At 70.8% G+C, this 12,497-nt stretch carries 8 protein-coding genes and 1 pseudogene; 3 read left to right on the forward strand and 6 right to left on the reverse strand.

Annotated elements, in window-relative coordinates:
- Window positions 1–273: 273 nt before the first annotated feature.
- A complete protein-coding gene (locus ACFXBC_RS00225; protein WP_385016586.1) occupies window positions 274–1,206 on the reverse strand; it encodes a diiron oxygenase in 933 nt (310 codons plus the stop codon).
- A gap of 139 nt (window positions 1,207–1,345) precedes the next feature.
- Here ACFXBC_RS00225 and ACFXBC_RS00230 point away from each other — a divergent pair, with 139 nt between their 5' ends.
- Window positions 1,346–2,455: a ferritin-like domain-containing protein gene (locus ACFXBC_RS00230; protein WP_385016589.1), complete on the forward strand. Its 1,110-nt coding sequence runs from the start codon at window positions 1,346–1,348 to the stop codon at window positions 2,453–2,455.
- A 30-nt stretch (window positions 2,456–2,485) separates the two neighbouring features.
- On the opposite strand, the gene ACFXBC_RS00235 is transcribed toward ACFXBC_RS00230, so the two are convergent.
- The 5 genes and pseudogenes from ACFXBC_RS00235 to ACFXBC_RS00255 form a co-directional block, all read right to left on the reverse strand.
- Window positions 2,486–5,179, reverse strand: coding sequence for a SpoIIE family protein phosphatase (locus ACFXBC_RS00235; RefSeq protein ID WP_385017068.1), 2,694 nt, complete (start codon window positions 5,177–5,179; stop codon window positions 2,486–2,488).
- 73 nt (window positions 5,180–5,252) lie between these two features.
- Window positions 5,253–6,487: pseudogene (locus tag ACFXBC_RS00240) on the reverse strand (amidase family protein).
- A 50-nt stretch (window positions 6,488–6,537) separates the two neighbouring features.
- Window positions 6,538–7,995, reverse strand: a complete 1,458-nt coding sequence (locus tag ACFXBC_RS00245) for a penicillin-binding transpeptidase domain-containing protein (protein ID WP_385016591.1) — start codon at window positions 7,993–7,995, stop codon at window positions 6,538–6,540.
- A complete protein-coding gene (locus ACFXBC_RS00250; protein ID WP_385016594.1) occupies window positions 7,992–9,386 on the reverse strand; it encodes an FtsW/RodA/SpoVE family cell cycle protein in 1,395 nt (464 codons plus the stop codon). Before ACFXBC_RS00250 ends, ACFXBC_RS00245 begins: the two co-directional genes overlap by 4 nt.
- A 216-nt stretch (window positions 9,387–9,602) precedes the next feature.
- Entirely contained in the window at window positions 9,603–9,914 is a 312-nt protein-coding gene (locus tag ACFXBC_RS00255) for a zinc-ribbon domain-containing protein (RefSeq protein WP_385016597.1), read from the reverse strand.
- Between the two features lie 139 nt (window positions 9,915–10,053).
- On the opposite strand from ACFXBC_RS00255, the gene ACFXBC_RS00260 reads away from it, so the two are divergent.
- Window positions 10,054–11,058: an NERD domain-containing protein gene (locus ACFXBC_RS00260; protein ID WP_385016599.1), complete on the forward strand. Its 1,005-nt coding sequence runs from the start codon at window positions 10,054–10,056 to the stop codon at window positions 11,056–11,058.
- Window positions 11,059–11,234: 176 nt separating this feature from the next.
- Window positions 11,235–12,476, forward strand: a complete 1,242-nt coding sequence (locus ACFXBC_RS00265) for an epoxide hydrolase family protein (protein ID WP_385016602.1) — start codon at window positions 11,235–11,237, stop codon at window positions 12,474–12,476.
- Window positions 12,477–12,497: the final 21 nt, after the last annotated feature.

The following is a 12,497-nucleotide window of genomic DNA, read 5'->3' on the forward strand; positions in this document are numbered from 1 at the left end:
TCGACGCCGCCGGCGGGGTGCGGTCAAGATCCTCACCGTGGCGCGGCACGCACCATAGGCACAGGCCAACGGGGTGTTACAAGAGACGACTGTGGCGTTGACTTGAACACAACGGCGACGATCCGGGCCTGTGTGAGCGGGTAACTCCCGTGCGTGTTGCGCGGATTACCTGTGAGGAATATGTGAAGAGTGTGTGAGGTGAATGCCTGGCTCAGGGGTGGAATTGGCTGAAAAGCGATCCCGTCCTCGCAACGCCCCCCGGGTGGCCCCGCCCTACCCCGCCAGCAGCCCCGAACTCACCCACAACCTCCGCCCCGCCCCCCGCAGTACCCCGATGTCGTCCAGGAAGTCAGTCAGGCGCCTGGCGCCGTTCTGCATGACCTCCGCGCGGTGGCCGCTGGCCTTCACCTGGGCGACGGCCTCGCGGCGGTCCAGGCCGGTGTTCGTGTACACCTGCGGGTTGATGAAGCAGGTGGAGAAGACCCGCGCCGCCTCACCGCAGCTCAGCCGGGTGAGGTGCTGTTCCCAGCGGGGTGCGGTCACCATCTGGCGGCGCAACTCCTCGCGGGCGTAACGGACATGGCGCGCTTCCTCGACCACATGGATGCGGGTCACGCCGCGCACCAGGGTCTGGACGCGCTCGTCCGGGAAGGTCAGCCGCTGCATGTAGTCGAGAATCTCCTCGCCCAGCAGGGTCGCCGCGAAGGAGCCCGGGGTGGTCGAGGCGGTCTTCAGGATCCGGGCCAGGTTGTGGTAGATCCGCGGGACCGGGTACGCCGGGGCCCCGCCCTTCTCGATCATCCTGGCGAACATCATCGAGTGCCGGCACTCGTCGGCTATCTCGGTGAGGGCGTACCGCACATGCTTGCTGGTCACCGACTTGTCGTAGATGTGCCGTACGAGCAGCTGCATCAGGATGATCTCGAACCAGATGCCGAGTGAGGCGAGCGACGCCGCCTCGTGCCGGGCCAGGTCCATCCGCTGGTCCTCGGACATTCTCCGCCAGAGCGGGGTGTCGTAGAGCGAGACCAGCTCGGGCGGCCAGAACCACTTGCCGTCCTCGGGCGGTGCCACCCAGTCCAGTTCCCTGTCCGGGTCGAACGAGTGCCTGGCGGACGATTCGAGGAGCCGCGCGGCCACTTGTTCGCGGTCCCTGAGCAGGCCGAGGGCGTCACGGAGCACTTCGTGTTCGGTCGCTGACGTCATCTCTGGGGCACCTCGCGCTTGGGGTTACCGGTGGTCACCCCTTATGAGACTGCTTGTCAGTAAGCTGCGTCAATCCCTCGTGCGTGACTTGTGCGCGACTTGTTGACCCGGCGTCTACCAACGTGTGAGCCTGCCAGGTATGTCGACGCATGAGCTCTACACCAAGGGACCGTCCGAGCCCAACTGGCAGATACCGGCGTCGGGTTCGGCCCGGTTCAGCTGGGAGTACGACGAAGGGCGCGACCGTCTTCTCGCCCTGTACCAGAAGGGCAAGGACAAGCAGTGGGACGGTGCGAAGCGCATCGACTGGTCGCTCGAAGTGGACCCGTACGATCCGCTCGGTACGCCCGACGAGGCGATGACCCTCTACGGCACACCCCACTGGGCGAAGATGACCGACCGCGACCGGGGCGAGCTGCGCAAGCACTACACGTCCTGGCAGTTCAGCCAGTTCCTCCACGGTGAGCAGGGCGCGATGGTGTGCGCCGCCCGGATCGTGGAGTCGGCCCCGGACATGGACGCCAAGTTCTACTCGGCCACCCAGACGATGGACGAGGCCCGGCACGCCGAGATATACGGCCGTTTCCTGCACGAGAAGATCGGGATGCTCTACCCGATCAACGACAACCTCCAGGCCCTGCTCGGCGACACCCTGCGCGACTCCCGCTGGGACATGCCCTATCTGGGGATGCAGGTCCTCATCGAGGGCCTGGCGCTCGCCGCGTTCGGCATGATCCGCGACACCACCGACAAGCCGCTGCCCAAGCAGATACTCGCGTACGTCATGCAGGACGAGGCCCGCCATGTGGCCTTCGGGCGGATGGCGCTGCGCGACTACTACAAGCAGCTCACCGACGCGGAACTGCGGGAGCGCGAGGAGTTCGTCATCGAGGGCTGCTATCTGATGCGCGACCGGCTGCGCGGCGTGGAGGTCCTGGAGAACTTCGGCATCGCGCGCAAGGAGGCCGAACAGCTCTCGGAGCAGTCCGAATTCCTCACGCTCTTCCGGCAGTTGCTCTTCAGCCGGATCGTCCCCTGCGTCAAGGACATCGGCCTGTGGGGCAAGCGGCTGCAGCAGGCGTATGTGGACATGGGCGTCTTCGAGATGGGCAACTCGAATCTGGACCTGCTGATGTCCCAGGACGAGGAGATCGCGGAGCAGCTCGACCGGGAGCGGTTCGCGCAGGAGGAGCAGGAGCGGGTCTCCGAGGTGGAGTCGGCGATAGCTGAAGGCGCCTCACACGCGTGAAGCGCGTTCCTTCCGTGGCCACCCGCCCGCTTACGGGCCCGGACCCTCCATGCCGTCCATGCCCTCCAGGTCATCCAGATCGTCCAGGTCGTCCAGATCAAGAGTCCACTGCTTCGGGGGCGGCCCGGTGAGCAGCTGCTCGGCCCAGATGATCTTCCCCTGTGGCGGATACCTGGTACCCCAGCGCTCCGCGAACTGCGCGACGAGATAGAGCCCGCGCCCGCCCTCGTCCATCGCCGCCGCCCGTTTCAGATGCGGGGATGTGCTGCTGCTGTCCGCCACCTCACAGGTCAGGGTCGCGCTGTGGAGCAGCCGCACCCGGATCGGCGCGGTGCCGTAACGGACCGCGTTGGTGAGCAGCTCGCTCAGGATGAGTTCGGTGTTGAACGCGATCTCGTCCAGGCCCCATTCGCCGAGTCTGCGGGCGGCCTGGGACCGTACGGTGGCCACGGCCGCCGGATCGGCGTCCAGCTCCCAGTCCGCGACGGACGAAGGTTCGAGCAGCCGGGTCCTGGCCACCAGGAGGGCCACATCGTCCTCCCGGTGCGAGGGCGACAGCGCATCGAACACGCTCCGGCACATCTCCTGCGGGTCCGTGTCCCGGCCGGCCTGTTCCGCCAGGGTGGTGCGCAGCAGCTCCAGGCCCGCATCGATGTCCCGGCCGCGCTCCTCCACCAGGCCGTCGGTGTAGAGCACCAGGCTGGTGCCGGCGGCGAGTTCGAGCACCACCGTCTCGAAGGGCAGGCTGGCGGTGCCCAGGGGCGGCCCCGCGGGCACGTCGGGGAACCGGACCGTCCCGCCGGGATCGACGAGCGCCGGGCCGAGGTGCCCGGCGCTGGCCACCGTGCAGCGGCCGGAAACGGATTCGTAGATCGCGTACATGCAGGTGGCGCCGGACACGGTGGTGCCGTTGCCCAGCGAGCTGTTGCCCTCGTCCATGGTGAGGACCAGATCGTTGAGGTGGCCCAGGATCTCGTCGGGGGAGAGGTCCAGCGACGAGAAGTTGTGGACAGCCGTACGGAGCCGGCCCATGGTCACCGCCGCGTGCAGACCGTGGCCCACGACATCGCCGATGACCAGCGCGACCCGGGCGCCGGGCAGCGGGATGACGTCGTACCAGTCCCCGCCCACCCCGGCACGGGCGGGGACATAGCGGTGCGCCACGTCCAGGGCCCGGTTCTGCGGCAGCTCGTGGGGGAGCAGGCTCTGCTGGAGGGTGACCGCCGTGGTGTGCTCCCGGGTGAACCGGCGGGCGTTGTCGACGCTCAGCGCGGCCCGCAGGGCCAGCTCCTCGGCGAAGGACAGATCGTCCGCCTCGTACGGGTCGCGCTCCAGGGCGCGCCAGAAGGCCACAAGCCCCAGCACGACCCCCCGTGCCGTCAGCGGCATCCGGATCAGCGACCCGAACCCCTCCTCCACGGCCCGCAGCCCGCCGGCCGGGTCCTGGGCCCGCCAGTCGTACGTACCGGAGAGATCAGCCTCAAGGGTCGGCTCGCCCGCGGCCAGGTACTGCGCCAGCGGGGTGCCCGGCTCGACGTCGATCCGGGTGCCGGGCGGGTCCAGCGCCGCGCTGCCCCGGACGCCCCGCACGGCGGCCCGCCGCATCGAGGTGAAGGCGCCGCCCGGCTCCCCGCCGGACAGCACGGGCTCCGTCAGATCCACCGTGACGAAGTCGGCGAACCGGGGTACGGCCACCTCCGCCAGCTCCTCGGCGGTCCGTACGGCATCCAGCGAGGTCCCCACCCGCCCGCTGGCGTCGTACAGCAACTGCAGCCGTTCCCGCGCCACTTCGGCGCGTCCGGTCAGGGCGCGCAGCTCGGTGGTGTCCCGCAGGGTCACCACTCTGCTGCCGAGTCCGGCCCGGGTCGGGGTGAGCCGCAGGTTGACCGCGAGGAGCCGGTCCCCGCTGAGGTGCACGACGTCGGTCACCGGCTCCCCCTGGCTCAGCAGCCGCTCGGTGGCCGGGGCGAGGCCGAGGTCCGCGACCCGGCCCAGTTCGGCATCGGGGGGCAGGGCGAGCAGCCGGCGCGCCTCGTCGTTGGCCAGCAGGACCTGGCCGTCGCTGCCGACGATGAGCACACCCTCGCGCACCGCGTGCAGAACGGCGTCGTTGTGCTCGTACATCCGGGTCATCTCGGCAGGTCCCAGGCCGTGGGTCTGGCGGCCGAGGCGGCGGCTGACCAGGGCCGCCCCGGCGGTGGCCAGGGCGAGCGCGGCGGCGGCGGTGCCGAGCAGGAGCGGCAGTCTCCTGCTGACGAGATCCGAGACGTTGCTGATCTCGATCCCGGCCGCGACCAGGCCGACCACCCGGCCGTGCGCGTCGGTCACGGGGGCCAGGGCTCGCACGGCGTCGGACGGCTCCCCGCTGAAGATCTCGGTGAAGGAGTGTCCCGCGAGCGCCTTGCTCAGATCGCCCATGGACCGCTTGCCGATCAGTGAGCGCTGTGGGTCCGTGATGCGGATGCCACGGGTGTCCGTCACGGTGATGAAGTCGACGTCGGCCCCCTTGCGCGCGGCCTCCGCCAGCGGCTGCAGGACGGCCGTCGGATCGCGGGAGCGCAGCGCCTGTGGCAGGCCGGGCCCGTGGGCGAACGCCTCGGCTGCGGCCAGTGAGCGGCTCCGGGCCGCGTTCTCGCTGTCGGACCTGGACTGCACCACCAGCACGGCCGCCGCCGCGATGACCAGCAGGACGATCAGCACCACCTGCATGGCGAACACCTGCATGGCGAGACTCCGGCGCAGCCCCCAGCGGGACGGGTGCGGCACGGGGCTCCGGCGGTGTGCGGTCACTCTCGTTTCATAGCATTGTTCCTTTACCGGGGCGAAGCGGACCAGCCGCCGCCGTCCATGACCGCCCCGGCCCCGGAACCCCCTCGGCGGCCCGCGCCATCTCCACCAGGGACGCGTCCTGCCCGTGCGCGGCGACGAGCTGGAGCCCCACCGGGCACCCGTCCGGGTCGAACCCGGCGGGGATACTCGCCGCCGGATGGCCGCTGAGGTTGAAAGCCCAGGTCAGCGAGGTCGAGTACTGCTCGCCCGGCCCTTCGTGGCCATGCGGCCGGTTCGGGGTCACCGGTGTCAGCAGCAACGGCGTACGGGCGAAGAGCGACGCCAGCCGGTGGTCGTTCTCCGCGCGGACCGCTCCCGCCAGGTCCGGCTGCCCGCCGCGCACCGCCAGCCAGGCGTCGCAGGGGTCGAGCAGGTCGTACGAGGTGGCGACGAGGCGTACGAGACCGGCTGCCACCAGCCGCTCCACCGCCCGCCGGGCGACCCGTTCCACCTCGTCGTCCACGACGGCGAAGCCCAGGTCGGGCGACCAGACGGCGGGCAGCGGGAACTCCGGCGGGGACGGTTCGTACCGGCCCGTCACCGCCCGCAGATACGCCGCGGCCCCGGCGGCGTCGGCGGCCAGCACACCGGCCGACGCCAGTCCGGTCGGGTCGGGCGACGGCAGCAGCCCGGCCGTCGTCCGGAGGCCCAGCACCCCGCACCACGCGGCCGGTATCCGTACCGACCCCGCGCCGTCGCTTCCGGTGGCCAGCGGGACCATCCCGGTGGCCACCGCCACCGCCGAACCGGCCGACGAGCCGCCGGGGTGCGGTCCGGGCGCCAGGGATTGAGGGTGCGGCCGTGTGCGCCGAGACCCCAGGTCTGCCAGTGGGTCCCGGGGCCCGGTACCGCCGTGGAGCCGACCGGCACGGCGCCCGCGGCCCGCAGCCGCCCGGCCGCGTATCCGCGGATACCGGAGGGACCCTTCACCGCGAACGGCACCCCGGACAGCGGAAGCCCGCCGGCCGTGGAGCGGCCCGGGGGGTCCGCTGACCGGTGTTGGCTGCCCGTGGACCTGTCCGGGATGTCTGCGGACCGGTCCCGCACGTGGCCGCCCGGCGCACTGTCCGGCGCTCCGCCCGGCGCTCCGTCCGGCCAGACCTCGGTGAAGGCGCTCAGTGCCGGGTCGAGCCGGCCGATCCGTCCGAGCGCCTCCGCCACCGCCGCATTGCCGGGTACCCCACTCCGCCCCGTCACCCTCATGCCCTCACTCCGTCCCGGTGTCCCGCCGGCAGTGCTGCAACGCCGCCCCGTCAGTGCTGCAACGCCGCCCGCATGACCGCCCGTGCGATCGGAGCCGCGAAGCCGCCGCCCGTGATGTCGGCGCGGTGGGCCGACGCGTCCTCGACGACCACGGCCACCGCGACCGCGGGCCGGCTCGCGCCGTCCGCCTTCGCCCAGGAGATGAACCAGGCGTACGGCGTACCGGCGTTGCCCACTCCGTTCTGCGCGGTACCGGTCTTGCCGCCCACCGTCGCGCCCGGGATCGCCGCGTTGGACCCGGTGCCCTGCGTCACGACATCGACCATCATCTGCTGGAGCTGGACCGCCGTCGACGCGTCCATCGCCCGGCGGTACGACTTCGGGCCGGTGCGGCTGACGACCCGGCCGCCCCTGGCCCGGGTCTCGTCCACCAGATGCGGGTACATCAGCTCACCGCCGTTCGCCACGGCGGCCGAGACCATCGCCATCTGCAGCGGTGTCGCCGAGGTGTTGAACTGCCCGATGGACGAGAGCGCCAGCTGGTCCTCGCTCATATCGGTGTCGAAGTTGCTCCTCGCCACCCCGGACGGAATCCTCAGCCCGGCGTCGTTGAAGCCGAACTTCCCGACCGCCTTGTCCATCCCGTCCAGCCCGACCTTGACGCCCAGGTTGGCCATCACGGTGTTGCACGAGACCTCGATGGCGTACGCGAGTGAGGCGTCGCCGCATCCGCTCGCCTCGTTCGGCAGGACCGTCGTGGTGTGGGGCAGGGTGTACGGGTCGGGGGTGTCGGTGTCCGCGTTCACGTCGGTGACCGCACCCGAGTCGAGGGCGGCCGCGGCCGTCACGATCTTGAAGGTCGAACCGGGCGGATACGTCTGCCGGATGGCCCGGTTGAGCATCGGCTGGGTCGAGGAGGCGTTCAGCCGCGACCAGGCACCCGTGACCGAAGGGCCGGTCCCCGACAGGACCCCGGGATCGTACGAAGGGCTGCTGACCAGCGCCAGGATCTTCCCGGTCGAGGGCTCGACGGCGGCGACCGCGCCGCGCCTGCGGCCGAGACCGTTGTACGCGGCCTCCTGCACCGGGGCCTTGATGGTGGTGGCCACACTGCCGCCCGGCTGCTGGGCGCGGGTCAGCTCGTTCCACAGCGGGAAGGGGGTGAGCATCGGGTCGGTGCCGGAGAGGATGCCGTCCTCGGCGTTCTCGATCAGGGTGGTGCCATAGGTCTGCGAGGCGTAACCGGTGACCGGCGCGTACAGCGGACCCTCGCGGTACGTGCGCTCGTACCGCAGCTGTTCGCCGGTGTCCTTCGACCCGGTGACACTGTGCCCGCCGACCAGGATGTTGCCGCGCGGCTGGTGGTAACGGGTGATGGTCAGGCGGCGGTTGGCCTGGTTCTTGTCCAGTGAGTCCGCCTGGAACACCTGGATCCGCGCGGCGTTGGCCAGCAGGGCGACCAGGAGCAGCAGACAGCAGGCGGCGGCGCGCCGGATGTAGCGGATCACGGTTCGTCCTCCACGATCGGCGCGATGATGCCGGTCTCCGGGAACCCGGCCCTCACCAGACCGGGGTCGGGTCTGCGTGCGGAGTCGCTGATCCGGATGAGCAGCGCCACGATCACCCAGTTGGTGACGAGCGAAGAGCCGCCCTGGGCGAGGAAGGGCATCGCCATACCGGTCAGTGGGATCAGCCCCATCACCCCGCCCGCGATCACGAACACCTGGATCGCCAGGATGGAGGAGAGGCCGATCGCGAGCAGCCGCCCGAAGGAGTCGCGGAGCGCCAGTCCGGCGCGGTAGCCGCGCGCCACCACCAGGGTGTACAGCAGGAAGACCGCGGAGAGTCCGGCGAGCCCCAGCTCCTCGCCCGCCGTCGCCAGGATGAAGTCGGACTTCACGGCGAAGCCGATGAGGATCGAGTGGCCGAGCCCGAGGCCCGTCCCGAGGACACCGCCCGCGGCGAAGGAGAAGAGCGACTGGGCGAGCTGGTTGGCGCCCCGGCCCGCGTCGATGGAGGCGAAGGGGTGCAGCCAGTCCTCGACCCGGCCGCGGATATGGGGTTCGAGGCTGCCGACGACAAACGCCCCGAAGGCGGCCATCACCATGCCGATGGCGATCCAGCTGAGCCGCCCCGTCGCCACGTACAGCATGATCACGAAGAGTCCGAAGAAGAGCAGCGAGGTCCCGAGGTCGCGCTCCAGGACGAGGACGCCCACGCTGATCAGCCAGATCGCCAGCACCGGCGCCAGCACCCGCATGGTGGGCAGTTGGAGCCGCCAGATCCTGCGGCCGGTGTAGGAGAGCGCGTTGCGGTTGGCGGCGAGGTACGAGGCGAAGAAGACCGCGAGCAGGATCTTGGCGAACTCCCCCGGCTGGATGGAGAAACCGCCCACCCGGATCCAGATCTTCGCGCCGTTCACCGCGGGGAAGAAGATCGGGATGATCATCAGGACCAGGGCGGCGGCGACCGAGAGATAGGTGTACTGCTGGAGGATCCGGTGGTCGCGCAGGAAGAGCACGAAGCAGATGAAGAGGGCCACCGCGAGCGTGGACCAGATCAGCTGGGTGGGGGCCGCGCTGTCGCCCGGGGTCTCCAGGTCGAGGCGGTAGATCAGGACGAGCCCGATGCCGTTGAGCAGTACGGCGATCGGCAGCAGCAGCGGGTCCGCGTACGGGGCGCGGAAGCGGACGGCGAGATGGGCGAGGAGAGCCAGCAGACCGAGCCCCGCACCGTAGTTCAGGGTGTCCGCCGGTACGGCGTCGTGCTTCGCGAGTCCGACGTTCATGTAACCGTAGACGGAGATCAGTACGGCGCCGATGAGCAGCACCAGCTCGACGCCCCGACGCTTCGGCAGACGTAGTTCGGGCGGGGGAGCGTCCGCCGTCGTTGCGGTCATGCCAGGAAACGTAGCAAGACGGGTGACGCTATGTCCGTCAATGTCACAGTGCGCCGATGGGGAGCCGGTGGAGCGCGGGGGCGGCGGGAGTCACCGGATCACCGCCGGGCGGCCCTGCGATGACGCGGTATCAGCGCGACCCGGACCGGTGCCGCCGCCTGGACCGGTACCGCTGCCCTGACCGTCTCGGCCGACCGCACCGGCCGGCGGCGCGGCTCACTGCTGGTACGGGTTCTGCCCCTGCTGCTGCGCCGCGGGCCGGCCGTACCCCTGCTGCGGGCCCTGCGGCTGACCGGCGCTCTGCGCGAGGAGCTGCTCGGCCTGCTCCTTGGTCGTCCGGGTCTCGGTACCGCAGAAGGTGCACTGCGTCGCGTACTTGGTGGAGAACGGGAAGAGCGGCACGAAGAACAGCGTGAACTTCGTGACGCGCTTACGGAGCGTGTGGGCGGCCGGATTGCCGCACTGGCCGCACACCAGCGTCAGTATCGCCAGCTGGTAGAGATAGCCTCTGCTGCCAAAAATGATCATGATGGGTCCCCTCCTGGTCGGTAATAGCGGTACACCGTAACCGGGTTCTTGCCCCCGCGGTGTCCGGGCTGTTCCCATGGCCGGGTGGGGGGACGGTGTCCGGACTGCCCCCCCCCCGGCCGGGGCGGGGTGATGGGGCATGCCGGAACTCAGGGTCACACCGGGGCGGTACCAGGGCAGGACCCGGCTGTACGTCACACTGCCGGAAGGCACGGCCGCCGCCTGGTACGACCGGGAGCCGGGGCGGATCAGCCTGGCGCTTGAGGAGTACCGGGCCGAAGTGCTCGACGCCCTCGCGCCCTATCTGACCGGGCAGCCGGCGGTCGGCCCGCCACCGGTCCCCACCCCTGCCGAACTCGCGCTGCTCACCCTGCATCCCGATGACGACCTCGCACCCAACAGGCCCGGTGAGGCGCTGCATGCCGCCCTGGCCGGGCTCGCCGTCTCCCGCTTCCGGCCTGCCCCACGACGTGCGGCCCTCGCGGCACTCGCCGCCCAGGAGACGCTGGGGGCCGAGCTGGACACGCTGGAGGGGGCGGGGTGGCGGGTGCTGCACTCGGTACCGCTGCCCGGCGGCGGGTGTATCGGCCATCTCCTGATCGGCCCGGCAGGGGTGCTGTCCGTGCGGACCCTGGCGGCCCGGAAGCGAACAGTCCGGATCGCGGATCCCCTGGTCGCCACCGGCCGCACAGAGCCGGAACCACAGCTCCGTCGGGCCCGCCACGAGGCAGAGCGCGCGGCGCTCGCCCTGGCCACGACGGTACGCCCGGTGCTGGGGATCGTCGGGGCGGCGGCGGTACGGGTGGGGCCGATTGCGGGGGATCCCGGCGGGGGCAGGTCCGGTGGAGCCGGTGGTTTCCGTGCGGCGGGTGGGCCCGGTGGGCCCGGTGGCCGGGACGGTACCGGCGGGACCGGCGGGACCGGCGGGACCGGCGAGACCGGTGAGTCCGGTGGGCCTGATGGGTCGCGGGCGGGGCCGGACGGTGTGCGGTTGTTGCGGGGCAGCGGGCAGGTGGGCGTAAGGCTGGTGCGGGACGGCGAGGCGGTCGCGGCGCTGGCCGGGCTCGGCGGCGTACTGAAACCGGCGGACATCGAGTCGCTCTACGCGACGGCCCGCGACCGGAGGACCTGGCTGCGGGTATGAGGGCGGGTACGGCCGGGCCGGCCGGGCGGGATCTGCCGCGCGGCCGCCCGGCTCGCCCCGCGTCAGCGGCAGGCACCCGCCGCGTCGCCGCCCGCAACCCTTGAACTGGCCCGGCGCCGCCCAACCAGCCAACAGACCGCTGGAACCGCCTCCGCTACCCCGTAAGGAACCACGCCATGACCACCCCGCGAACCTTCCCCCTGGAGCTGGAGCCCACCCCGATCCATGTGCCGGACGAGGTCCTCGACGACCTGCGCGCCCGGCTCGCACTGACCCGTCCGCCGCTGGACGAGGGGAACGAGGACTGGTCGTACGGCGTCCCGGACAGCTATCTGCGTGAGCTGGTCGCCCACTGGCGGGACGGCTACGACTGGCGCCAGGCCGAGGTTGCCATCAACGCCTACGAGCACTATCGGGTGAGCGTCGCCGGTGTCCCGGTGCACTTCATGCGCAAGCCCGGCCGCGGCCCTCGCCCGATCCCGCTGATCCTCACCCACGGCTGGCCGTGGACGTTCTGGCACTGGTCGAAGGTGATCGACCCGCTCGCCGACCCGGCAGCCTTCGGCGGGGACCCCGCCGACGCGTTCGACGTGATCGTGCCCTCCCTGCCCGGCTTCGGTTTCCCCGGCCCGCTCAAGGGCTTTCCGGACGTCAATTTCTGGAAAGTCGCCGACCTCTGGCACACCCTGATGACCGAGACCCTGGGATACGGGAAGTACGCCGCCGGAGGCTGCGACATCGGCGGAATCGTCTCCAGCCAGCTCGGCCACAAGTACGCCGACGAGCTGTACGGCATCCACATCGGCTCCGGGCTGCCGCTCGACTTCTTCACGGGCCCCCGCGCCTGGGATTTCGCCCGGAACCGGCCCCTCACCGACGACCAGCCCGCCGACGTCCGCGCCCGGATCATCGAGCTGGACCACCGCTCGGCCTCCCACCTCGCCGTACACATGCTCGACGGCGCCACCCTGGCCCACGGGCTGAGCGACTCACCCGCCGGACTGCTCGCCTGGCTCCTTGAGCGCTGGAACGCCTGGAGCGACAACGGCGGCGACATCGAGTCCGTCTTCTCCAGAGACGATCTGCTCACCCACGCCACGATCTACTGGGTGAACAACTCCATTGCCACGTCCATGCGTTACTACGCCAATGCCAATCGCCATCCCTGGACCCCCGCCCACGACCGCACCCCGATCGTGCAGGCCCCGGTCGGCCTCACCTTCGTCACGTACGAGAACCCGCCCGGTATCCACACCGCCGACGAACGCGTCCGGGCATTCGAGACCGGTCCGCAGGCCGCTTGGTTCAACCACGTCAACGTCAACGCCCACGACCATGGCGGCCACTTCATCCCCTGGGAGAACCCCAACGCCTGGGTGAACGACCTGCGCCGTACCTTGCACGGCCGCAGGCCCTGAATGGCCTGTTGGGGCAGGCGG

Origin of the sequence: Streptomyces sp. NPDC059398 (genome assembly GCF_042751845.1) — a bacterium.
GTDB lineage: Bacteria > Actinomycetota > Actinomycetes > Streptomycetales > Streptomycetaceae > Streptomyces.

Bases quoted from the DNA above. Each gene is read 5' to 3' on its own strand.
- ACFXBC_RS00260 (WP_385016599.1), top strand. From the start codon at position 10,054: ATGCCGGAACTCAGGGTCACACCGGGGCGGTACCAGGGCAGGACCCGG.
- ACFXBC_RS00235 (WP_385017068.1), bottom strand. From the start codon at position 5,179: ATGCAGGTGTTCGCCATGCAGGTGGTGCTGATCGTCCTGCTGGTCATC.
- ACFXBC_RS00225 (WP_385016586.1), bottom strand. From the start codon at position 1,206: ATGACGTCAGCGACCGAACACGAAGTGCTCCGTGACGCCCTCGGCCTG.
- ACFXBC_RS00230 (WP_385016589.1), top strand. From the start codon at position 1,346: ATGTCGACGCATGAGCTCTACACCAAGGGACCGTCCGAGCCCAACTGG.
- ACFXBC_RS00255 (WP_385016597.1), bottom strand. From the start codon at position 9,914: ATGATCATTTTTGGCAGCAGAGGCTATCTCTACCAGCTGGCGATACTG.
- ACFXBC_RS00265 (WP_385016602.1), top strand. From the start codon at position 11,235: ATGACCACCCCGCGAACCTTCCCCCTGGAGCTGGAGCCCACCCCGATC.
- ACFXBC_RS00250 (WP_385016594.1), bottom strand. From the start codon at position 9,386: ATGACCGCAACGACGGCGGACGCTCCCCCGCCCGAACTACGTCTGCCG.